Source organism: Kitasatospora sp. NPDC086009 (assembly GCF_044540385.1).
In the GTDB taxonomy this organism is placed as follows: domain Bacteria; phylum Actinomycetota; class Actinomycetes; order Streptomycetales; family Streptomycetaceae; genus Kitasatospora.
Window position 1 is genome coordinate 1 of sequence record NZ_JBITSA010000025.1, and the last position, 20,372, is coordinate 20,372.

At 74.3% G+C, this 20,372-nt stretch carries 20 protein-coding genes; 6 read left to right on the top strand and 14 right to left on the bottom strand.

What is annotated here, in order from left to right; all coding sequences use genetic code 11:
• Window positions 1-334: 334 nt before the first annotated feature.
• The gene (locus ACIF6L_RS35065) at window positions 335-769 is read left to right on the top strand and encodes a hypothetical protein (RefSeq protein WP_329486969.1); all 435 of its coding nucleotides are present in this window, start codon (window positions 335-337) and stop codon (window positions 767-769) included.
• A 145-nt stretch (window positions 770-914) separates the two neighbouring features.
• On the opposite strand, the gene ACIF6L_RS35070 is transcribed toward ACIF6L_RS35065, so the two are convergent.
• Both ACIF6L_RS35070 and ACIF6L_RS35075 read right to left on the bottom strand, forming a co-directional pair.
• Entirely contained in the window at window positions 915-1,877 is a 963-nt protein-coding gene (locus ACIF6L_RS35070; protein ID WP_396492646.1) for an electron transfer flavoprotein subunit alpha/FixB family protein, read from the bottom strand.
• A gap of 50 nt (window positions 1,878-1,927) precedes the next feature.
• On the bottom strand, window positions 1,928-2,713 hold the full coding sequence (locus tag ACIF6L_RS35075) for an electron transfer flavoprotein subunit beta/FixA family protein (protein WP_329490785.1): 786 nt from the start codon (window positions 2,711-2,713) through the stop codon (window positions 1,928-1,930).
• A gap of 390 nt (window positions 2,714-3,103) precedes the next feature.
• Between ACIF6L_RS35075 and ACIF6L_RS35080 the strand changes: the two genes are divergently transcribed.
• Together ACIF6L_RS35080 and ACIF6L_RS35085 are read left to right on the top strand one after the other, a co-directional pair.
• Window positions 3,104-3,472: a PadR family transcriptional regulator gene (locus tag ACIF6L_RS35080; protein ID WP_329486972.1), complete on the top strand. Its 369-nt coding sequence runs from the start codon at window positions 3,104-3,106 to the stop codon at window positions 3,470-3,472.
• Window positions 3,469-4,056 carry an HAAS signaling domain-containing protein gene (locus ACIF6L_RS35085; protein ID WP_396491649.1) on the top strand — a complete coding sequence of 196 codons (588 nt, stop codon included), beginning with the start codon at window positions 3,469-3,471 and terminating at the stop codon, window positions 4,054-4,056. The genes ACIF6L_RS35080 and ACIF6L_RS35085 overlap by 4 nt, the downstream gene beginning before the upstream one ends.
• Here the strand turns inward: ACIF6L_RS35085 and ACIF6L_RS35090 are convergent.
• From ACIF6L_RS35090 to ACIF6L_RS35105, 4 genes are all read right to left on the bottom strand, one after another.
• Window positions 4,053-4,871, bottom strand: a complete 819-nt coding sequence (locus ACIF6L_RS35090; protein WP_396491650.1) for a family 1 encapsulin nanocompartment shell protein — start codon at window positions 4,869-4,871, stop codon at window positions 4,053-4,055. The two genes, ACIF6L_RS35085 and ACIF6L_RS35090, sit on opposite strands and share 4 nt — an antisense overlap.
• A complete protein-coding gene (locus tag ACIF6L_RS35095; protein WP_396491651.1) occupies window positions 4,868-5,971 on the bottom strand; it encodes a Dyp-type peroxidase in 1,104 nt (367 codons plus the stop codon). Before ACIF6L_RS35095 ends, ACIF6L_RS35090 begins: the two co-directional genes overlap by 4 nt.
• Before the next feature lie 288 nt (window positions 5,972-6,259).
• Window positions 6,260-6,892 carry an FMN reductase gene (locus ACIF6L_RS35100; RefSeq protein WP_396491652.1) on the bottom strand — a complete coding sequence of 211 codons (633 nt, stop codon included), beginning with the start codon at window positions 6,890-6,892 and terminating at the stop codon, window positions 6,260-6,262.
• Window positions 6,889-7,995 carry an LLM class flavin-dependent oxidoreductase gene (locus tag ACIF6L_RS35105; RefSeq protein WP_396491653.1) on the bottom strand — a complete coding sequence of 369 codons (1,107 nt, stop codon included), beginning with the start codon at window positions 7,993-7,995 and terminating at the stop codon, window positions 6,889-6,891. Before ACIF6L_RS35105 ends, ACIF6L_RS35100 begins: the two co-directional genes overlap by 4 nt.
• A gap of 261 nt (window positions 7,996-8,256) precedes the next feature.
• On the opposite strand from ACIF6L_RS35105, the gene ACIF6L_RS35110 reads away from it, so the two are divergent.
• Window positions 8,257-9,018 (top strand): PP2C family protein-serine/threonine phosphatase, encoded by a 762-nt coding sequence (locus ACIF6L_RS35110; RefSeq protein WP_396491654.1) that lies wholly within the window; start codon window positions 8,257-8,259, stop codon window positions 9,016-9,018.
• A 90-nt stretch (window positions 9,019-9,108) separates the two neighbouring features.
• Here ACIF6L_RS35110 and ACIF6L_RS35115 read toward each other — a convergent pair whose 3' ends face one another.
• Entirely contained in the window at window positions 9,109-11,610 is a 2,502-nt protein-coding gene (locus ACIF6L_RS35115) for a collagenase (RefSeq protein ID WP_396491711.1), read from the bottom strand.
• 456 nt (window positions 11,611-12,066) lie between these two features.
• A complete protein-coding gene (locus ACIF6L_RS35120; RefSeq protein ID WP_329486979.1) occupies window positions 12,067-12,639 on the bottom strand; it encodes a DoxX family membrane protein in 573 nt (190 codons plus the stop codon).
• A gap of 221 nt (window positions 12,640-12,860) precedes the next feature.
• On the opposite strand from ACIF6L_RS35120, the gene ACIF6L_RS35125 reads away from it, so the two are divergent.
• Window positions 12,861-13,454, top strand: a complete 594-nt coding sequence (locus ACIF6L_RS35125) for a TIGR03086 family metal-binding protein (RefSeq protein ID WP_380390568.1) — start codon at window positions 12,861-12,863, stop codon at window positions 13,452-13,454.
• Between the two features lie 116 nt (window positions 13,455-13,570).
• Complete coding sequence (locus tag ACIF6L_RS35130; protein ID WP_329486981.1) at window positions 13,571-14,032, top strand: hemerythrin domain-containing protein; 462 nt, start codon at window positions 13,571-13,573, stop codon at window positions 14,030-14,032.
• 67 nt (window positions 14,033-14,099) lie between these two features.
• Here the strand turns inward: ACIF6L_RS35130 and ACIF6L_RS35135 are convergent, their stop codons facing one another.
• The 6 genes from ACIF6L_RS35135 to ACIF6L_RS35160 all read right to left on the bottom strand — a co-directional run bounded on the left by ACIF6L_RS35135 (window position 14,100) and on the right by ACIF6L_RS35160 (window position 20,371).
• On the bottom strand, window positions 14,100-14,888 hold the full coding sequence (locus tag ACIF6L_RS35135) for a VOC family protein (protein ID WP_396491655.1): 789 nt from the start codon (window positions 14,886-14,888) through the stop codon (window positions 14,100-14,102).
• Window positions 14,889-15,123: 235 nt separating this feature from the next.
• Window positions 15,124-15,939 (bottom strand): class I SAM-dependent methyltransferase, encoded by an 816-nt coding sequence (locus ACIF6L_RS35140; protein WP_396491656.1) that lies wholly within the window; start codon window positions 15,937-15,939, stop codon window positions 15,124-15,126.
• Window positions 15,940-15,991: 52 nt separating this feature from the next.
• Window positions 15,992-17,044 (bottom strand): dipeptide epimerase, encoded by a 1,053-nt coding sequence (locus tag ACIF6L_RS35145; protein WP_396491657.1) that lies wholly within the window; start codon window positions 17,042-17,044, stop codon window positions 15,992-15,994.
• Window positions 17,041-18,180, bottom strand: coding sequence for a pyridoxal-phosphate dependent enzyme (locus tag ACIF6L_RS35150; protein ID WP_396491658.1), 1,140 nt, complete (start codon window positions 18,178-18,180; stop codon window positions 17,041-17,043). The genes ACIF6L_RS35145 and ACIF6L_RS35150 overlap by 4 nt, the downstream gene beginning before the upstream one ends.
• A complete protein-coding gene (locus ACIF6L_RS35155; protein WP_352296037.1) occupies window positions 18,177-19,028 on the bottom strand; it encodes a Rossmann-like domain-containing protein in 852 nt (283 codons plus the stop codon). The genes ACIF6L_RS35150 and ACIF6L_RS35155 overlap by 4 nt, the downstream gene beginning before the upstream one ends.
• Entirely contained in the window at window positions 19,025-20,371 is a 1,347-nt protein-coding gene (locus ACIF6L_RS35160; RefSeq protein ID WP_396491659.1) for an ATP-grasp domain-containing protein, read from the bottom strand. The genes ACIF6L_RS35155 and ACIF6L_RS35160 overlap by 4 nt, the downstream gene beginning before the upstream one ends.
• Window position 20,372 lies beyond the last annotated feature (1 nt).

Genomic DNA, 20,372 nt, shown 5'->3' on the forward strand with positions numbered 1-20,372 from the left:
CCGCCGCGAACGGAGCGATCTTCGCCTCGGCCAGCGAACGCACCGCCTCACGCAGCATCTCGTGCTCCTCGGAGATCCGGAAGAGATCGAAGTCCTGGCTCATGATCGGCACTCCTGTTTCGCGACGGTACTCAGTACCCTTCATTATGCATGCGCGTAGCAAAAAGGGAACTCAGTGCCTTCCCAGGGCGGTACTGAGTTCCCTATCCTTTTGCTGGCGTACGGAGGCCGTATCGCGGACGTACGCCGAGGACACACCCCGGCCGCCCGCCGGCCGTACGCCGGCGACGCACAGCGAGCCGGCAGCCCAGTCCGAGTGCAGGGAGATGACACCGTGGTCCACTCAGCCATCGACGCCGACATCGACAGCACCCCGCTGTACTTCCAGCGCTGTACGTGGTGCAGCAACCCGACCTTCCAGCGGCTGCTCTGCCCCACCTGCGGCTCCACCGACCTGCGCCTGGAGCGCAGCCAGGGCACCGGCGTGGTGCGCCGGTGCGCCGTCGAGCAGGCCAGGACGCCCCTGGCCCGGCAGAAGTCGCTGATCCGGATGGCCGAGGGCTTCGACGTCTGGTGCATCGTCAGCGGTCTGCGCAGCACCGTCCCGGTGGGCACCCGGGTCCGGCTGACCCCGGCCCCCGACTCCGACCAGCCGGAGCTCACGCTGCTGCCGCAGGAGGAGCCCGAGCGGGTGCAGCCCGTCGAGCCGCGCCCGCTGCCGCCGAACCAGGGCGGCTTCACCCAGCACCTGGCGGCCTGCGCCGAGTAGTCCGCACACGTGCCGCGGGCGTCGCGGAGCAGGCCTGGACCACCTGCGGGACGCACGCCGCGCGGGGCAGCAGCGGATACGCCGGAGGGCGTGGCACCGGGTACTCGGTGCCACGCCCTCCGGCGCGTCGTGCTCGGTCGTGCGGTCAGCCCTTGCGGGCCTGGACCTCGCCGGTGAGCTGCGGCAGCACGGCGAAGAGGTCGCCGACCACGCCGTAGTCCGCCAGCTCGAAGATCGGGGCCTCCGGGTCCTTGTTGACGGCCACGATGGTCTTCGAGGTCTGCATGCCGGCCCGGTGCTGGATGGCACCCGAGATGCCGTTGGCCACGTACAGCTGCGGGGAGACCTGCTTGCCGGTCTGGCCGACCTGGTTGCTGTGCGGGTACCAGCCGGCGTCGACGGCGGCGCGCGAGGCACCGACGGCCGCGCCCAGCGCGTCGGCCAGCTCCTCGACCACGCCGAAGCCGGCCGCCTCGCCGACGCCGCGGCCGCCGGAGACCACGATCGCGGCCTCGGTCAGCTCCGGGCGCCCCGAGGAGACCCGCGGGGTGCGCGAGGTGACCTTGGCGGCGTTGCCGGTGAACTCGACGGTGACGTTCTCCACCGCGCCCGCGGCCGGAGCGGCCTCGGGGGCCACCGCGTTCGGCTTCACCGTGATGACCGGGGCGCCGTTGCTGACGCGCGAGTCGACGGTGTACGAGGCGGCGAAGACGGCCTGGGTGGCGACCGGGCCGTCGGCGCCGGCCCGGAGGTCGACGGCGTCGGTGATGATGCCGGAGCCGATCCGCAGCGCGACCCGCGCGGCGACCTCCTTGCCCTCCCCGGAGGAGGTGACCAGCACCGCCGCGGCACCGGTCGCCTTGGCGATCTGGGCCAGCGCGTCCACCTTCGGGACGACCAGCTGGTCGGCGAACTCCGCGCCGTCCGCGACGTACACCTTCGCCGCACCGAACTCGCCGGCCTTGGCGGCCAGGTCGGCCGCGGCCGCACCGGCGCCCAGCACGACCGCCGACGGCTCGCCGATCCGGCGGGCCAGGGTCAGCAGTTCGAGGGCCGGCTTGCGGACCGCACCGTCGGCGTGGTCCACCAGGACGAGAATCTCAGCCATTGCTCAATGTCTCCGTACTTCGCTGTGGGCTCGTGATGGGGGGCGGAGGCTCAGATGAACTTCTGCTCGGCGAGGAACGCGGCGAGCTGCTTGCCGCCCTCACCCTCGTCCTTGACGACCGTGCCGGCCGTCCGCGCCGGACGCGCCGTCACCGACTCCACCGCCGTCCACGCACCCGCCAGACCGACCTCACCGGCCTCGATGCCCAGATCGTCCAGGTCGAACGACTGCACCGGCTTCTTCTTCGCCGCCATGATGCCCTTGAACGACGGGTACCGCGCCTCACCCGACTGGTCCGTCACCGACACCACCGCCGGCAGCGCCGCCTCCACCAGCTCCGTCGCCGCGTCACCGTCACGACGGCCCTTCACCACACCGCCCTCGACCGACACCTCCGACAGCAGCGTCAGCTGCGGCACACCCAGCCGCTCCGCCAGCAGCGCCGGCAGCACACCCATCGTGCCGTCCGTCGACGCCATACCACCGATCACCAGGTCGAACCCGGTCTTCTCCAGCGCCTTCGCCACCACCGCCGACGTCCCGATCACATCCGTACCGTGGATGTCGTCGTCGTTCACGTGCACGGCCTTGTCCGCACCCATCGACAGCGCCTTGCGCAGCGCGTCCTTGGCGTCGTCCGGCCCCACCGTCAGCACCGTCACCTCGGCATCGCCGTGCGCCTCGGAGATCCGCAGCGCCTGCTCCACGCCGTACTCGTCCAGCTCCGACAGAAGGCCGTCCACACCCTCCCGGTCGGTGGTGTGGTCGTCCGCGAAACGACGGTCACCCGTCGCGTCCGGCACGTACTTCACACAGACAACGATCCTCAAGCTCATGAGCGGTTCTCCTGATACGGGTGCACTGGTCCATGGCCTCAGGTCATGCCCAGGGTACTGAGTGCCAAGTCCGGCCCGGCCGCGCCGCACGCGGAGCGGGCGCCACCTGGACCGGCATGCCGTGTCGGCTCTCTTCGACTGGCGTCAGAGGCTCGCCTCAGAGAATACGGCACTCAGTACCCCGCGTAAAGGAACTCAGTACCCTTCGCCCGTCGCCGGGGAGCCCGGGGGCACCCCGGGCGCCCGCGAGCATCGTCCAGGACCCCGCGCGGAATCCACCGGACCCTCCGGGCGGGCCTCCGCCGGGGCCACCCGTCCGGCGGCTCCCGACCGGGCCGGACGCTCGCGGCGTGCTGCGGCCATCACGCCCTGCGTGCTACCTTGCTTTGCATGGTAGCTGGCAATGCAAGCATCCCCGCGGCGGACGGGCCCGTGGCGAGCCAACTCCGCAAGGGGGTGCTGGAGTACTGCGTCCTGGCCCTGCTCCGGGACGGACCCCGCTACGGCGTGGAGCTGCTGGCGGAGCTCGCCCGGGTCGAGGTGATGGCCACCAGCCAGGGCACGATCTACCCCCTGCTGTCCCGCCTCCGGCGGACCGGGCTCGCCGACACCCACCTGCGGGACTCCGAGAGCGGGCCGCCGCGCAGGTACTACACGCTGACCGACGCCGGCCGGAGCGCGCTGGAGGAGTTCACCACGAGCTGGCCCTCCTTCCGCGCCGCCGTCGACCACTTCCTCACCCCTGGAGAGACGCCGTGACGGACACCCTCGCCCACCCCCTCGTACGGGACTACCTCTCCTCGGTCGAGGCGCTGACGGCCGCGCTTCCCGAGCTCCACCGCCGGGAGCTGCTGGCGGACCTGCGCGAGCACATCGAGGTGGCACTGGCGGACGCCGGCCACCTCGACGGGGGCGGCGTGCGCGGCGTACTGGACCAGCTGGGGGCGCCCGGCGAGATCGCGGCGGCCGCGCTGGCGGAGGAACCGGGCGACGACCGGCCGGTGCCGGAGAGCGGCGGGCGGACCGCGGTCACCGCCGCCCTGATCGCCGTACCGCTGCCGGCCGCGCTCGTCCCGGTGATCGGGGCGCCGCTGGGACTGGTCGCCGCGGTCGTCGGGCTCGTCCGGTTGTGGAAGTCCCCGCAGTGGTCCCGGCGGGAGAAGCGGGAGGCGACGCTGCTCGCGCTCTCGCCCGTCCTGGTCCTCCCGGTGGTCGCGGCAGTGCTCTCGGTGGTGCTCGGTGGCCTGAGCGCGCGCACGGTGACGATCGCGCTCCTGGTGACCCTGGCCCTCCCGGTGGTGGCGGCCGCCCGGCTGGTCCGCTCGGCCGCCCGGCTCCGCTAGGGCAGGTCGGACAGGCTCCGGCCGACCAGGGCGACGGCGGCCTCGGCCGTGTAGAGACGGAAGGTCAGCGACTCCTGGAGGTAGAGGTCGACCGAGTCGGCGGTGTGGGAGAGGTAGCCGACCGAGATGTCCTGGCCCAGGACGAGTTCGAAGTCCCCGCCACGGGCCGACAGCAGGAAGGCGCCCTCGATGGCCGGGGCCCAGATGATCTCGCCGTCGAGAAGCCGGGCGATGTGCGCCGCCACCGGGTAGCCGTGGTCGCTGGTCTCGCTGACCGCGGTGAAGGCGTCGGCGCCGAGCAGCAGCGCGTAGGGCCCGCCGACTCCGGCGAGGCGCAGCGCGGAGAGCGCCCTCGCCACCGCGTTCGGGTATTCGCGGACGTCCGCCGGGAGCTGGATCGCCGGGTTGCTCGCACCGGCGCGGATGCCCTCGATGGCGGCGGCCCGGTACCCCTCGAAGACGGCGCGGTCCTCGGCGAGGGCGATGGTGCGGGCCGCGTCCTTGACCGGCTGCCAGTCGGAGTCGCGGGAGCCGCGCTCGACGTCGTCGACGGCGGCGCGGCTGACGGTGAAGGGTACCTGGAGCTCGACGACGGGCTGGGAGTCGCGGGCGTGGGCGAGCACCCCGTCGGCGGGCGGGGTGATGCCGGTCAGGTGGCCGGTGCCGACGGCGGCGAGGGTGGTGCCCTCGGGGCCGCTCAGGTCCACCACCCGGCGGCCGGCGATGTGGAGCTTGAAGGTCTGCCGGGCCTCCTCCTCGATCTCCTCCCAGGCCGCGGCGGAGACGGGGGCCAGGTCGCGGTGCAGATTGCTCATGACGGAGGGGTCCCTTTCAGGCTGCCGATGCCGAGCGAGCCGTCGGCGGCGGAGGGGGCGGTGGCGGTACTGGCGGTGTCGGTGGCGGTACTGGCGGTGGCGGTACTGGCGGCGGTGACCTCGGCCGGGGCGCCGGCGGGAGCGGGCGCGGCCGGCGGCCCGTCGAGGAACTCGGCGGTCGGGACGAAGAAGAGCGAGCCGGTCACCGCCGTGGAGAAGTCGAGCAGCCGGTCGTGACTGCCCGGCGGGCGGCCGACGAACATGTTGCGCAGCATCTCCTCCGTCACCTCGGGCGTGCGCGCGTAACCGATGAAGTACGTCCCGAACTCGCCGCCGCCGTCGAAGGATCCGAACGCCATGTTGAAGCGCATGATCTGCCGCTCCTCACCGTCGGGGCCGGTGATCGTGGTGAGGGCGACGTGCGAGTCGGCGGGCTTGGTCGCGTCGTCCAGCTCGATGTCGGTGAGCTTGGTGCGGCCGACGGCCCGTTCCTGCTGCTCCACCGGGAGGGTGTTCCAGGCGGTGAGGTCGTGCAGGTACTTCTGGACGACGACGTAGCTGCCGCCGGCGAACCCCGGGTCCTCCGCGCCGACCACCACGGCCGCCGCGGCCGCCCGCCCCTCGGGGTTCTCGGTACCGTCGACGAAGCCCAGCAGGTCGCGGTCGTCGAAGTAGCGGAAGCCGTGGACGGAGTCGACGACGGTGGCGGCACCGGACAGCCGGCGGGTGAGCTGGCCGGCCAGTTCGAAGCAGAGGTCCAACCGGGTGGCCCGCAGGTGGAGCAGCAGGTCGCCGGGGGTGGCGGGGGCCCGGTGACGGGCGCCCGCCACCTCCCGGAACGGGTGGAGCCCGGCGGGCCTGGGGCCGGCGAAGAGGCGGTCCCAGGCGTCGGAGCCGATGCCGGTGACGCAGGTCAGCCCGGCGTCGGGGGCCCGGAAGCCGACCGAGCGCCGCAGGCCGGCGAGGTCGGGCAGCAGGTCGCGGACGGCCTGCTCACCGCCGGGGTCGATGGTGAGCACCAGGAAGATCGCGACGTTGGTCAGCGGGGTGAGGACGGCCTGCGGCTCCCCGGCGGGCGCGTTCGGGCTGTCGGGCGGCATGACGGTCTCCACCTCAGGGTTCCCGCGTGCTTCCCCGCCCGGTCCGGCGGTCCGCGACCGGACGGCCGGCGGGGCGGAGCGGCTCCGCGCTCGGAGCATGACGGACCGGCAGTGATCTGATCATGTGTACGATTACACCGCATAGTGGACATTAGGGCGCGATCAACACGCACCCGTCCGGCCCAGCGCCACGGCCCGGCGGACGCCCCCGTAAGGGGCGGCCCACTCGGCCCGCCCCTCGTCCCGCTCCGGCTCTCGTCCCGCTCCGGCCGTCGCCCGTTCGTGCCGTCAGGCCCGGAGGGCGGCCAGTTGCTCGGCGAACGGCACCACGGCCGGCGTGTCGGCCGGTGACGGCGCCGCTGTCGGCGGGCGGCCGGCCAGCAGGGTGGCCAGCTCGCCGGCCGCCCGGTCGATCCGGCCCTGCAGGCCGTCGGTGTGCCGGTCCCCGGTCGCGCCCCAGTCGTCCGTCGCCGCGTACACCGCGGTGGGGACGACCACCGAGCGCAGGTAGGCGAAGAGCGGCCGGACGGCGTGCTCCAGGGCGAGCGAGTGCCGGGGAGTGCCGCCGGTGGCGGCGATCAGCACCGGCTTCCCGGCGAGGACGTCGTGGTCGATCACGTCGAAGAAGGACTTGAACAGGCCGCTGTAGGAGGCGGTGAAGATCGGCGTCACGGCGATCAGGCCGTCGGCGCGCGTCACCGCCTCGACCGCCTCGCGCAGGGCCGCACCCGGGAACCCGGTCACGAAGTTGTGCGCGATGTCGGTCGCGAGGTCCCGCAGTTCGATCACCGTGACGTCCACCGCGCCGCCTGCCGCGCCGAGCTGACGGACCGTCGCCTCGGTCAGCCGGTCGGCCAGCAGGCGCGTCGAGGACGGCTTGCTCAGCCCGGCGGTCACCACCGCCAGTCGGTACGTGCTCACTCGGCCACCTCCGTCGTCTCCTGCTGCGCGGCGAGTGCGGCCGCGACCCGGGCCGCGTGCGTCGGCCCGTCCGGGACGCCCGCCGGGCGGCCCTTGGCGAACTCCTCGCGCAGCACCGGCACGACCTCCTCTCCCAGCAGGTCCAGCTGCTCCAGCACGGTCTTCAGCGGCAGGCCGGCGTGGTCCATCAGGAACAGCTGGCGCTGGTAGTCGCCGAACGACTCGCGGAAGGTCAGCGTCTTCTCGATGACCTCCTGCGGGCTGCCCACGGTGAGCGGGGTCTGCTCGGTGAACTCCTCCAGCGAGGGGCCGTGGCCGTACACCGGCGCGTTGTCGAAGTACGGGCGGAACTCGCGCACCGCGTCCTGCGAGTTCTTCCGCATGAACAGCTGGCCGCCGAGCCCGACGTAGGCCTGTTCCGCCGTGCCGTGCCCGTAGTGGGCGTAGCGCTCGCGGTAGAGGTCGACCAGCTTCTGGAAGTGCTCCTTGGGCCAGAAGATGTTGTTCGCGAAGAAGCCGTCACCGTAGTAGGCGGCCTGCTCGGCGATCTCCGGGCTGCGGATCGAGCCGTGCCAGACGAACGGCGCGACGCCGTCCAGCGGGCGCGGGGTGGAGGTGAAGGACTGCAGCGGGGTGCGGAAGCGGCCCGACCAGTCCACCACGTCCTCGCGCCACAGCTGGTGCAGCAGCGCGTAGTTCTCGACCGCCAGCGGGATGCCCTGGCGGATGTCCTTGCCGAACCACGGGTACACCGGGCCGGTGTTGCCGCGGCCCATCATGAGGTCGACCCGGCCGTCCGCGAGGTGCTGGAGCATCGCGAAGTCCTCGGCGATCTTCACCGGGTCGTTCGTGGTGATCAGCGTGGTCGAGGTGGAGAGGATGATGCGTTCGGTCCGCGCGGCTATGTAGCCGAGCATGGTCGTCGGCGAGGACGGCACGAACGGCGGGTTGTGGTGCTCGCCGGTCGCGAAGACGTCCAGGCCGACCTCCTCGGCCTTGCGGGCGATGGCCACCATCGCCTTGATCCGCTCATGCTCGGTCGGGGTGCGGCCGGTGGTCGGGTCGGGGGTGACGTCGCCGACGGTGAAGATTCCGAACTGCATGCTGCTCACCACACTCCTGGTGAATCCCGGGGCGCGGGATCCGATCGTCAAAGTTTCAACCACCTTAGCACCGGCCGATCCGCCGGTATTCCCCTGCGCGCCCCGCGGGCCGCCCAGGACCGCACGGGTGCGGGGCCGTACCGGCACACGGGCCGGGCAGGCCTTGAGGGCCCCGGGGCGGACCGGGCGGTTTCCCGGGCCGGCGGGACAATGGGAGGAGCAAGGACGGCCGACCCGGAGTCCCGGAAGGGCGGCGAGCCGATGGCGGCCTACATCGCGGTGAGCGCGCTGAGCCACGAGGGCCTGGTGCGCGAACACAACGAGGACAGCCTGACGGTCGGGCCGTGGACGCTCTGCGCGACCGTGACCGGCAACCCGCAGACCCTGCTCTTCCCGACCGGACCGCCCTGCGTGGTCGCGGTGGCGGACGGGCTCGGCGGGCACCCGGGGGGCGAGGTGGCGAGCGCGCTGGTGGCCCGGCGGCTGGCCACCGCCGGGCCGGGCCTGGAGGGCGAGGAGACCGTCCGGGAGGCCCTGCAGTCCTGCAACCAGGCGGTGTACGCCGCGGCGACCGAGGATCCGGAACTCGCCGCGATGGGCACGACGGTGGCGGGTGTGGTGCTGCTCCCCGAGCGGATCGTCGCCTTCAACGTCGGCGACAGCCGGGTCTACCGGGTGGAGCGGGACGGCCTGCGGCGGATCAGCGTGGACGACAGTCCGCCGCCGGCCCCCGGGCGGCGGACCACCTCGCTGATCACCCAGTCGCTCGGCGGCTCGTTCGGCCTGACCTTCGTCGAACCGCATGTGCGCGGCATGCCGCTGGCGGTCGGTGACCGGTACCTGGTGTGCAGCGACGGCCTGACCGATCCGGTGCCGGAGGAGGAGCTGTCGGCGCTGCTGACGGGCTCCGCCGAAGGATCGGAACGGGCCGACGGGCGCGCGGTCTACGACCTCTGGAGGGCGGCGATCGAGGCCGGCGGGCCGGACAACATCACGATGGCCCTGGTCCGGGTCGCCGGGTAGCCCCGGCGCGATCAGCCGCCGGGCCCACGCGGGAGGCCCCGGCGGAGCGCCGCACGCGCTCCCCCGGGGCCTCCGGTCATCCGGGGCCGATCAGAACTCGGCCTTGATGTTCGCGCCGCCGAAGCCCTGCTGGGCGTAGAGGCTGGCGTAGACGTAACCCGCGGGCGGGTTGTCGATGGTGAGGGTCTCGGTGTTGTTGGAGGCGTTGACCGACCGGGCCGTGTAGGCGTTGGTGTACGCCCACGAGGCGGTGTTGAAGTAGAGGTCGGCGTTGCCGGTGCCGCCGGTGCTGGTCAGCTTCAGCTGCTTCGTCCCGGCCGGGATGTAGAGGTAGAAGTGGGCGTAGTTGCCGGTGGTCGCCGCCAGGTTGCTGCGCCGGCAGTTCCGGTCGAGCAGGCGGGTGTCGGCGGCGGAGCACTCGGGCATCCGCGAGACGGTGACCGCCCGGCTGGTGCTCGCGGTGGCGCCCTTGTCGTCGGTCACGGTCAGGGTGACGGTGTAGGTGCCGTCCGCGCCGTAGGTCTTGGTCGGGTTGGCGGCGGTGGAGGTGGTGCCGTCACCGAAGTTCCACGCGCGGGAGGCGATCGTGCCGTCCTTGTCGGTGGAGCGGTCGACGAAGGTGACGCTCAGCTCGCCGGTCGCGGTCGTGAAGGCCGCTGTGGGCGCCTGGTTGCCGCCCGGGTCGGTGCCGGTGCCGCAGGAGCCGGCCGCGCAGGCGGTCAGCCAGGCGTCGAAGTCGGCGTTGTAGCGGGTGCCGATGGTGGAGGTCAGGTAGCCGCGGGCGCCGTTCCAGTCCCCGGCGCGGTACTTGGCGAGCACCGCGTCCATGTCCGCGCGGTGCTTCTCCAGCATGTAACGGACGGCCAGGTAGCCCCAGTTGTAGACGCGGGTCTGGTCGGCGTTGTCGTACGTGGTGTCGAAGAGCGTGCTCAGGCTGTAGGTGTGCAGGCCGGCGGCGGACATCGCCGCGTCGTACGACACCTTGCGGTACGAGTAGGAGACGTACTCGGCGAAGCCCTCGACCCACCAGACGGTCGGCGTGGTCATCCCGGCGTTGAAGTCGCCGGCCATGTCGAACCGGCCGTCCAGGTAGTGGGTGTACTCGTGATTGAGGTTCCAGATCTGGAAGTCCGGACGCACCCACTCGGCCTCGTAGGCGAGGAAGCGCGGCTGGTTGCCGACCGCGGCCGGGTCGCCCTCCAGGTACATGCCGCCGTTGTTGGTGTTGATGCCGTAGATGATCGCGGCGAACACGCCGTAGTCGAAGCGGCCGTGGAAGACCACGACCTCGATGGTGGTGTTCCGGTCGTTGGCCACCGGGCCGCCGTCGCGGACCACGGAGTGGAAGTAGGCGTCCTGGCCGGTCAGGCTGGTACAGGCGGTGGACAGCTGGGTGGAGTCCAGGGCCTGGGCGAGGATCTTGATGCTCGGGCTGCAGGTGTAGCTGACCGTCAGATTGGCCGCCTTGAGGCGGTTGGCGGCGTCGCAGGTGCCGTAGTACGAGCAGTTGGCGGCGTCGTAGGCGGCCGTCATCTCGGCGGCGGCGGCCCACTGGTAGGCGGTGCGGCCGCCGACCGATGACTGGTCGACCAGGCCCTTGACCAGCGGGCGGTCCTTGGCCTGCAGCGGGGCGTACTGGAGGAAGCGGCCCATCTCGCGGGTGGCGTTGTAGACCAGGAAGCCGTAGTCACCGCCGAGCAGGGCGTTGTTGGCGCCGGCGAAGCCGTACAGCGAGTCCAGCACGCTCGGGTCGGCCTGGACGGCCGAGACGAACGCGGGGATCTGGTGGCCGCGCCACAGCACGGTGAAGACGCCGTTGAGGGCGTTCCCCATCCCGGCCGGGTTGTGGGTGGCGGCGTTGTAGTCGGCCAGCATGCGCTTGACGACGTACAGGTAGCGGACGTTCTCCTGCGCGCTGTCGATCAGTACGACGGCCTCGCCCAGCGTGCCCGAGTTGTCGGAACTCACGTCACGCGAGTGGGAGTTGGCGAAGAAGGTGTCCAGCGCGCCACGGATCGCGGTCTGCAGGGCGGTGCCGTAGGTGCCGACGTCGGCGGGGTGGTACCACTGCACGAAGTAGCCCGCGCGCAGGAAGAGCACCAACTGTCCGGCGGAGGTGGTGTTGTTGCCCGGGTAGGCGGCGGCGGTGTCGCGCAGGGCGTTGGCCACGGTGACCATCTGCGCCTCGCGGAAGGCCTTGTTGGCGTCGGTGCCGGTGAGCGTGAACAGCTGGTTGACGCAGCCGAGTTCGGCGGACTTGATCTGCTGGACCAGGGCGCTGCCGGTGCGGCTGGTGAAGTCGCCGACGTTGCAGGCCGCGGCGGTCGCGGCGGCGGACTGCTGCCCGGCGGACTTGGCCGACGTGGCGGCCGCCCCCGTCGAGGCGGCGTCCGCGGGCGCGGTGGCCGAGAGCGGGGCGCGGTCACTGGCGGGGACGGACCGGTTCTGGCCGTCGCCCTGCGCGGCGGCGCCGATGCCGGGCTGCGGGGCCGGACCGGCCGCCGTGGCCGACGGGGCGCCGCCGGGCTGGGGCGGGACCGGGGCAGGGGCGGCCTGGCCGCGCGGGGCGAACAGGCCGAGCGCCAGGAGCATCGCCAGGGCGATCGTCACCAGCCTGGCCAACTGAGGCAGTGGTGAAAAAGGTCGTGCGGTTCTCACGTGGGGGCCTCCGGGCCTTCTTCAACCGCGCTGGGGAGACGCGGCCTTGACGGGAGTGAGGACCGTTGCGACGGCGCCGTGGGGTGGCTCCGTCGTGCACACGGTGGGGAGTGTGACATGTACAATGGCATACATCACATGACGTGTGAAGCCCCTGGACACCGGCCTTCGGGCCGGACCCCGGGGCAGGCTCCCCGGACCGGTGACGACGAACGGCCGTTGGGCCGAGGAAGTCGATTCCTCGGCCCAACGGCCGTTCTCCTACCGGGAGCTGAGCGGCCGGCAGCCGCGCACGTCACCGTGCGGGCCGGACGGCCCCTCGGGTCCGGGCAGGTCAGGCAGGTCGGACGGATCGGGCGGTCCGCCCCCCGGACCCCGGACCCGGGCGGATCACTTGCGCAGCAGCAGGATGACGCCGGCGGTGACCAGGCCGACCACCACCGCGGCCGCGCCGTACGCGAGCCGGTGCGCGCGCAGGACGGGCAGGAAGCGGTCCACGGCGTACCGGCCGGGCCCGGTCAGGGCGAGCGCGGCGGCGCCGGCGGTGAGCAGCAGCTCGTACTCGCTGCCCTTGGGCGCGAAGAAGCCGCCGCCCCAGGTGACGGCGAGCGCGTTGACCATGGTGCCCAGGATGGCGGCTGCGGCCAGCGGGGTCAGCAGGCCGGCGGCGAGCGCGAGGCCGCCGAAGGTCTCGGTGAGGCCGGCGACCACGGCCATGGCGTCGCCGGCCGGGTAGCCGCTCATGGTGAAGAACTGACCGGTGCCGTCGAGGCCACCGCCGCCGAACCAGCCGAACAGCTTCTGACTGCCGTGCGCGGCCATGGTCAGGCCGAGCGCGAGGCGCAGCAGGAGCAGGCCCGCGTCATAGGCGTGCGGCGAGGTCAGCGCGGGCTCGGGGGCTGCCCGGCCCGGGAGGACGGTGGCGGTGGTGGGGGCGGTCGTGCTCGGGCTGGTGCTCGGCATGCGCGTCTCCATCGATCGGGGTCGGTCGAAGCAAAAGGGTCACGGACGGTTACGGACGAACCGGTCGTTCAAATTCGAACCGCCGCCGTTCGACCGTACCTGGGAGTTCGAATTTGAACAACCGGCGCGAGTGCGGGGAGTGAGCGAACGGGCACGCGGACCGGCCGACCGGTACGTGGCAACCGGTCGCGCCCGGCCGGGCACCGGGGCAGGGTGGAGGCATGGCTCACACGGAATTCCAGCGACCGGCCCGGCCCGGCACCCCGTACGCCGAGGCGCTGGCGGCCTTCGGCGAGCGCGTCCGGCTGGTCGGGCCCGACCGGTGGGACGCGCCCACTCCGTGCACCGACTGGTCGGTGCGGGACCTCGTCAACCACCTCACCGGTGAGCAGCTCTGGGTGCCCGAGCTGCTGATGGGCTCGACCGTCTCCGAGGTCGGCGGCCGGTTCGACGGCGATGTCCTCGGCGCCGACCCGGCCGCCGCCTGGACGGCCGCCGCCGAGGCCGCCCGCACCGCGTTCGAGGTGCCCGGCGCCACCGAGCTGACCGTCCACCTCTCGTTCGGCGACGCCTCCGGTCAGTACTACCTGGACCAGCTCACCGCCGACACCGTCGTCCACACCTGGGACCTCGCCGAGGCGATCGGCCACGGCACCCGGCTGCCGGACGGCCTGGTGGAGTTCGCGCTCGGCGAGCTGGCCGGGTACGGGGACCTCTCCGGCAGCGGAGTGTTCGACCCGCCGCTGCCGGTGCCGGACGGCGCGAGCCCGCAGACCCGGCTGCTCGCCCTCGCCGGCCGCCGCGACCGCCCCTGACGTGACACCCAGGGTCCCCGGCCGGTCACCCGGGGTGGTACGACCGGCCCGACCGGTGCCGGACGCCGGATACTGGAGGTGTTCGGGGGGATCACCGGACGAGAGGCGGGCGCGCCATGAGCCGCAGGCCTGACATCCTCGGCGAGTTCACCGCCGACCACCGGGCGGTGACGGAGCTGCTCGCCCGGATCGAGGCCGCGCCGGACGGCGCGCCCGAGCGCGGCGAGCTGGTCGGGCAGCTGACCGACCTGCTGTTCGCCCACTGCGCCGCCGAGGAGGAGTACCTGTTCCCGGTCGTCCAGCACGATGTGCCGGACGGCGGGGCGGTGGTGTTCACGAGCATCCACGAGCACCTCGCGATCGGCCAGTACCTCTCCGACCTGCAAGGGGTCGGACCGGGCGAGCCGGCCTTCGCCACGCTGTACCAGGGCCTCGCCGACGCCGTCCGCCGGCATCTGGCGGTGGAGGAGGAGCAGGTCTTCCCGCTCGCCCGGAAGGCGCTGCCGGCCGCCGCCCGGGCCGAACTCGGCGAGCGGCTGCGGGCCGGGCGGCGGGAGGCCGCCGAGCCGGGGCCGTAGCCGCGCCGGCCGGTCAGGGCCCGCCGCGGGCCCGAGGGCGCCCGGCGGCCCTACGGCGGCGCGGGCCTCAGGCCTTCGGACTGATCACCGCGAAGCGGCCGCCCTCCGGGTCCCGGAGGCGGGCCACCCGCCCGTACGGCGAGTCGAAGGCCGCCCCGAGGGCCGAGCCGCCGAGTTCCTCCGCCCGGGCGAGCGCCGCGTCGGTGTCCGGCACCGAGAACGACACCTCCCAGTGCGGTGACAGCCCGGTCGGGCCGCCCGCCTGCTCCCTGGCGAGGGCCGCCACGCTGTGGCCCTCGGCCCGCAGCACCACCCGGTCGTGCTCCCAGCGCACCTCGAAGTGCTCCGGATCGCGGCCGTCCCAGCGGAACACCTCGCCGTAGAAGAGCGCGGCCGCGAACGGGTCCGGCGTGCGCAGCTCGATCCAGACCGGCGCGCCCGGCAGGTCCAGGCGCCGGGCCCGGCCCAGCGGGCCCTCCCAGATCCCGAACACCGCGCCCGCCGGGTCCGCGGCGAACGCGACCCGCCCGGCGTCGAAGGCCAGCGGGCCCACCGCCAAGGTCGCGCCGCGCTCACGGACGGCGTCGGCGGCGGCATCGGCGCTCTCCGTCCCGAAGTAGCTGGTCCACGCCACGGGCATCTGCCAGGCACCGCCGGCGACCCCCAGACCGGCCACCGCCTCGCCGCCGGCCACCGCGTGCACGTACGGGCCGAAGCGGTCCGGTCCGGGCTCGAACTCCCAGCCCAGCAGCGGCCCGTAGAACGCCTTCGCCGCGTCGAGATCACGCGCCATCAGGCTCACCCAGCACGGAACGGCCGCCACGCAGCGCACCTTGGCGGTCTCACCGCTGCCCATCGCGCACCTCCTCGGCGCCCGGCCGCCGGGCCCCTCCCGACTCCCACGGCCTACCGGCCGCCCGGGCGGGTTCAGCCTAGGCCGACATGCCGACCCGGGCACGCCGCGGCGCGCAGGGGCGACGGCGCTCGCGCGGCCCGCCGGGCGTGCGGCTACCGCCCGGGCGCGGGCGGCTACCCGGCGTGACGGCGCCGCTCGCGTCCTGCGGGCCGGGTCGGCCGGAGGGCGGGTGCGGTCACCGGCGCCTCCCCCGCCGGTCGCCGACCGGGCCCTGGAGCCGGGCGACCAGGTGGAGGCGGTCGTCCGCCGCGGTGTCGGCGGGCCGGGCGCCCTCGGTCCAGGGCGGTTCGGTGCGCGGACCGGGCCGGTCGTAGAGGTCGAGGACGGTGAAGCCGTGGGCGGCGAGCAGACCGCGCAGCTCCTGCGGGAAGAGCAGCCGCCAGGCCGAGTGCTGCACGACGGCCGGGGCGCCGTCGTCGCTCGTCCAGGTCCGGGTGCGGCGCAGCAGCTGGGCGGCGTGGTCGATCCGGAGCACGGTGTGCGAGGTGTGGGTGACGCCGTCGTGCGTGACGCGGTCGGTGCGCGGGGCGTCGAGGAGGTCGGTGCGGCCGAGGAAGAAGGCGCCGTTGCGCAGCTCGGCGACCAGCAGGCCGCCCGGGCGCAGGTGGCGGCGGAGCCGGCCGAACAGCGCGTCGAGGTCCTCGTTGGTGTGGCAGTAGAGGAGGGCGCTGTCCAGGCAGAGGACGGCGTCGAAGCGTCCGGGCAGGCGGAAGGTCCGCATGTCGCCGACGTGGTAGGCGGGCCCGGGGTGGTGGGTGCGGGCGTGCCGGATCATCGCCTCCGAGCTGTCGACGCCGGTCACCGCCCGCCCGGCGGCGCGGTGCAGCCAGCCGGCGTCCCGGCCGGTACCGCAGCCGAGGTCGAGCACCTGGGGCCCGGCGCGGTGCTCGCGGAGCACCGACTCGGCCCACCGGGCGGCGACGAACCCCGGGTCGGGGAAGCGGAGTTCGTAGAGCTCCGGGGTGTCGGTGAGCAGGTTGTGGCCGGTCATCGGGCCTCGCTGGGGAGTGGGCGGGCGGGGGCGGGCGGCGGCCGGTGGCGCGTCATCGCCCGGCGGCCGGGGCCGGGCGGACGCCGAGCCCGGCCCGGGCCGGGGTGCGGACGATGCCGTCGCCGCCGCCGATGCCCTGCCAGGGGTCGTGGGCGAGCAGCAGGTGCCCGTCCAGGTCGATCCAGCGGGCCCGGTCGGCGAGGTGGACGGCCGGGGCGATGCCGAGCGAGCTGGCGACGAGGCAGCCGAGCATCAGCTCGGTGCCGCTGCCCCGCAGGGCCGCCCGGATGCGCAGCACCTGGTGCACGCCGCCGCATTTGGCGAGCTTGAGGTTGACCCCGTGGACGCGCCCGGCGAGCCGGCAGGCGTCCTCGTAGCCGACGGCGTCCTCGTCGGCGATCACCGGGACCGGTGAGCGTTCGGCGACGGCGGCCAGCGCGTCCGGACGGCCGGGGGCGATCGGCTGCTCGACGGCCTCGACGCCGGCGGCGGCGAAGGCCGGGAGGAGCCGGTGGGCCTGTTCCTCCGTCCAGGCGCCGTTGGGGTCGAGCAGCAGCCCGGCCCCGGGGGCGGCCTCGCGGACGGCGCGGACCCGGGCGAGGTCGTCCGCGGGATCGGCGGAGCCGGCCTTGACCTTGAGCACGGTGAACCCGGCGGCGGCCAGCCGGGCGGCCCGGTCCGCGGCCCGGTCGGGCGGCTCGATGCCGATGGTGCGGGCGGTGGCGACGGCCACCGGCTCCGGCCGGCCGAGCAGCCGGTGGACGGGCTCACCGGCCCGCCGGCCGGCCAGGTCGAGCAGGGCGGCCTCGACGGCGGCCAGCACCCCGGCCGACAGCTCCTTGAACGGGGCGGCGCCGAGGCGGAGTTCGGCGAGCGCCTGGTCCGGATCCGGCAGGCGCTCCAACGCCGGTCGCAGCTCGGCGAGTTCACGCCGGATGAGCTCGGTGGGCTGGCGCAGGTAGCCGCTGGCGACGGCCTCGCCGCGGCCCGTGAGGCCGTCGTACCGCAGGGCGACCAGGACGGCGTCGCGCTCGGCGGTCACCGAGCGGGAGATCCGCAGCGGTTCGGCGAGCCGGAGCCGTACGGTGCGTACGTCGAGCCTCATCGGCCCTCCCCGGGGCGGTCCGTGGGGTCGGGGAGGGCCGGGCGGTCGGGGCGGTCGGGGCGGTCGGGGCGGACGGCCGGGCCGCCGTGCCCGGTGCGCCAGCGCGCCCAGCCGGTGACCTCGACGGCGGCGGGGTGCGGGATCTCGATCGGGCGCGGCGCGGCGTGCTCCGCCCCCAGCCCGTGCCGCCGGCAGAACGCGTCGTCGTAGACGGTGCCCAGGTAGCGGTGCGGACCGTCGGGGAAGACGGTGGCGACGGCGGCGCCCGGCTGCACCCGCGCGGCCCAGGCGGCGACCAGGGCGACGGCGCCGGTGCTCCAGCCCCCGCTGACGAAGGCCCCGCGGGCCAGCCGGCGGCAGGCGTCCACGGCCTCGGCCGGGCCGACCCAGTGGATCTCGTCGAAGGCCTGGTGGGCGACGTTGCGCGGGTGGATCGAGCTGCCGAGTCCGCGCATCAGCCGGGGCCGGGCGGGCTGGCCGAAGATGGTCGAGCCGACCGAGTCGACGCCGATGATCCGCAGGGCCGGCCAGCGGCGGCGGAGCGGTTCGGCCAGCCCGGCGCTGTGGCCGCCGGTGCCGACGCTGCACACCAGCACGTCCAGGTGGTCGAGCTCGGCGGTGATCTCCCGGGCCATCGCCCGGTAGCCGGCCGCATTGTCGGGGTTGTTGTACTGGTCGGGCCAGTAGGCGCCGGGGAGTTGGTCGAGCAGGGTGCGCAGCCGGGCCAGCCGGGCGGCCTGCCAGCCGCCGTGCCGGGCCGGCCGGTCGACGAGCTCCAGCCGGGCGCCGTAGGAGTGGAGCAACTGGCGCATGGACGGTTCGAGTTCGGCGTCGCCGACCAGGACGACGGGGTGGCCGAGGGCCTGACCGGCGAAGGCGAGGCCGATGCCGAGGGTGCCCGAGGTGGACTCCACCACCGTGGCGCCGGGCCGGAGTTCACCGCGTTCGTGGGCGCCGCGGAGTATGGCGATGGCGGACCGGGCCTTCATCCCGCCGGCGCCGAGGCCCTCCAGCTTGGCCCAGAAGCCGGGGTGCGGGTGCGGCAGCGGGGTGCTGATCCGGGCGAGCGGGGTGCGGCCGAGCAGCGGCAGCAGGTCGGGGTTGCCGAGGGCCGTGGGGGCGAGCAGCGTGGTCACCGGCCACCGCCGTCCGCCCGGCCGGCCGGCGGGTGCCCGCCGTACAGGTGGAGCGGGCTGGGGCCGCCGTCGAGCCAGAAGAAGGGGTAGGGCTCGGCGCTGACGGCGCTCACGCCGTCGCCGAGCAGCCGGGGCAGCACGGCGCTGCCGGTCTGGGCGAAGAGCACCAGCGGCTTGCCGGTGGCGCGGGCGTGCGCGAGCAGCGGGTCGAGCGTGCCGTTGCCGAGGGTCATGCCGGAGGCGAGGATCGCGTCGCACTCGTCGAGCCGGGCGGACGCGTCGGGGTGGACGGTCTCGCCCCACTCGGTGGTGCCGCCGACGAGGTCGCAGGCCAGGTACCCGAGGCCGCGCGAACGAAGCTGCTCCAGCAGGGAGTTGACCACGCCGACGACCAGCACCCGGCCGGTCGTCGCGGCCGGGAGCAGGCCGACGACGGCGCGCGCCCGGGCCCGGGACTTCGCCAGCGAGTCACCGGCCGGAACGGTCACCGGCCGGGCGCCGTGAGCCGGGCCGTGCGGGCGGCAACGCATCAGGTAGGCGTCGAGCGCGGCGACCCGGACCGGTACGAGCGGGTGGTCGAGCAGTTCGGCGACGGACGCGCCGACGCAGTCGGTGAGCGCCTCGGCGGGCAGCTCGCCGGGTTCGACCGCGCAGGAGCCGACGGCCGCGCCGAGGCGCAGGCTGAGCACCTCGTTGCGGTAGCCGCGGGCGCGTCCGGCGTGCCGCACGGCCTGCGTGGTGGTGAAGGCGAGGGCGATCCGCTGCCCGGCCGGGTCGGGCCCGTACGCTCCGGCGCGGGCCCGCCCGGCGATCCGGTCCAGGGCCGTACCGGGGAGGGTGGTGGTCATCCGGACACCGCCGCCCCGGCGGCGCGGTCGGACCGGAGGGGTGCGGGCGGGCCCTTCGACCCGGCGGGCCCCGCGTCCGGGCCGTCGGCGGTGCAGCGGGGGATCAGCCCGGCGATCAGCCGCTCGGCCTCCCGGCGGGCGCCGGCGCCGGCGGTGTCGGTGGTCATCACATGGCCGAGGTACTCGTTGTTGCTGGTGGCGGGCCGGACGTCGCGCCCGGGGGCGGCGAGGGCCAGCTCGACCACGGCGCCGTCACGCCGGACGGCCGGTTCGCCCTCGAAGCCCTCCAACAGGCCGGCCTGCCCCTCCACCGGGACGAGGAAGGCGATCGCGGCGCTGCTGACCCCGGTGCGGTGGACAGTCAGGTCGGGACGGCGGCCGAGCGCGAGGTCCACGCAGGCGGCGGCGAGGTCGACGCCGGTGACCCGGCGGACCAGCTCGGTGATCCGGTTGCCGGCCGGGCGGGGGTTGACCTCCACCACCCGTGGCCCGGTCGGGGTCAGTTTGATCTCGGTGTGCGCGACGACCCGGTCCAGGCCGAGGGCGGCCAGCGCGGCGACGGCCGTCCCGGCCGCGGCGGCCGTGTCTTCGGCGCTCAGCACGGCGGGGAACATGTGGCCGGTCTCGACGAAGGCGGGCGCACCGCCGACGCTCTTGTCGGTGACCCCGACCACCACGGTGTCGCCGTCGGCGCAGACGGTCTCGACACTGACCTCCGGGCCGGTCAGCAGTTCCTCCAGCAGGACGACGGAGGCCCGGCGCTGGCCGCGGGCGTTGACCGGGAAGGCCTCCAGGGCCCGGAGCGCGGAGGCCAGTTCGCGTTCGTCCGCGACCGCGCGGACGAGCATCCCGGCGCAGAGGTCCACCGGCTTGACCACCAGCGGGAAGCCGAGCTCCCGGGCGGCGGCCAGGGCCTGCTCCCGGTCGGCGCAGAGCGCGTACGCGGGCCCGGGGACGCCGGCCGCGGCGAGCGCGCGGCGGGTGAGGTCCTTGCGGCAGGCGGCGGCGACGGCCTCGGGTGCCGGCCCGGGCAGCCCGAGCCGGCGGGCGACCCGGGCGACCAGCGGCAGGTAGTAGTCGCAGGAGGAGATCACCCCGTCGAAGCCGAGCACCCCGTGCAGCCGCTCGACGTACGGGAGCAGGGCGGCGGGATCGTTGGTGTCGGCGGTGAGCACGTTCTCCGCGGCGAGCAGCGGGTGCGGGCCGTCGGTGGGCGCCTCCCGCAGGTAGTGGTGCAGGTCGCGGGTGAGGAAGGTGAAGCGGTGGCCGCTCTCCCCCAGGGCCCTGGGCAGCAGTCTGCTCATCGAGCCGACCCAGCTTTCGATCACCAGCAGATGCGCCACG

Coding starts and splice junctions, on each gene's coding strand:
- ACIF6L_RS35070 (WP_396492646.1), bottom strand. CDS start 1,877: ATGGCTGAGATTCTCGTCCTGGTGGACCACGCCGACGGTGCGGTCCGC.
- ACIF6L_RS35075 (WP_329490785.1), bottom strand. CDS start 2,713: ATGAGCTTGAGGATCGTTGTCTGTGTGAAGTACGTGCCGGACGCGACG.
- ACIF6L_RS35080 (WP_329486972.1), top strand. CDS start 3,104: ATGGTAGCTGGCAATGCAAGCATCCCCGCGGCGGACGGGCCCGTGGCG.
- ACIF6L_RS35090 (WP_396491650.1), bottom strand. CDS start 4,871: ATGAGCAATCTGCACCGCGACCTGGCCCCCGTCTCCGCCGCGGCCTGG.
- ACIF6L_RS35095 (WP_396491651.1), bottom strand. CDS start 5,971: ATGCCGCCCGACAGCCCGAACGCGCCCGCCGGGGAGCCGCAGGCCGTC.
- ACIF6L_RS35105 (WP_396491653.1), bottom strand. CDS start 7,995: ATGCAGTTCGGAATCTTCACCGTCGGCGACGTCACCCCCGACCCGACC.
- ACIF6L_RS35110 (WP_396491654.1), top strand. CDS start 8,257: ATGGCGGCCTACATCGCGGTGAGCGCGCTGAGCCACGAGGGCCTGGTG.
- ACIF6L_RS35115 (WP_396491711.1), bottom strand. CDS start 11,610: ATGCTCCTGGCGCTCGGCCTGTTCGCCCCGCGCGGCCAGGCCGCCCCT.
- ACIF6L_RS35120 (WP_329486979.1), bottom strand. CDS start 12,639: ATGCCGAGCACCAGCCCGAGCACGACCGCCCCCACCACCGCCACCGTC.
- ACIF6L_RS35125 (WP_380390568.1), top strand. CDS start 12,861: ATGGCTCACACGGAATTCCAGCGACCGGCCCGGCCCGGCACCCCGTAC.
- ACIF6L_RS35130 (WP_329486981.1), top strand. CDS start 13,571: ATGAGCCGCAGGCCTGACATCCTCGGCGAGTTCACCGCCGACCACCGG.
- ACIF6L_RS35135 (WP_396491655.1), bottom strand. CDS start 14,888: ATGGGCAGCGGTGAGACCGCCAAGGTGCGCTGCGTGGCGGCCGTTCCG.
- ACIF6L_RS35140 (WP_396491656.1), bottom strand. CDS start 15,939: ATGACCGGCCACAACCTGCTCACCGACACCCCGGAGCTCTACGAACTC.
- ACIF6L_RS35145 (WP_396491657.1), bottom strand. CDS start 17,044: ATGAGGCTCGACGTACGCACCGTACGGCTCCGGCTCGCCGAACCGCTG.
- ACIF6L_RS35155 (WP_352296037.1), bottom strand. CDS start 19,028: ATGACCACCACCCTCCCCGGTACGGCCCTGGACCGGATCGCCGGGCGG.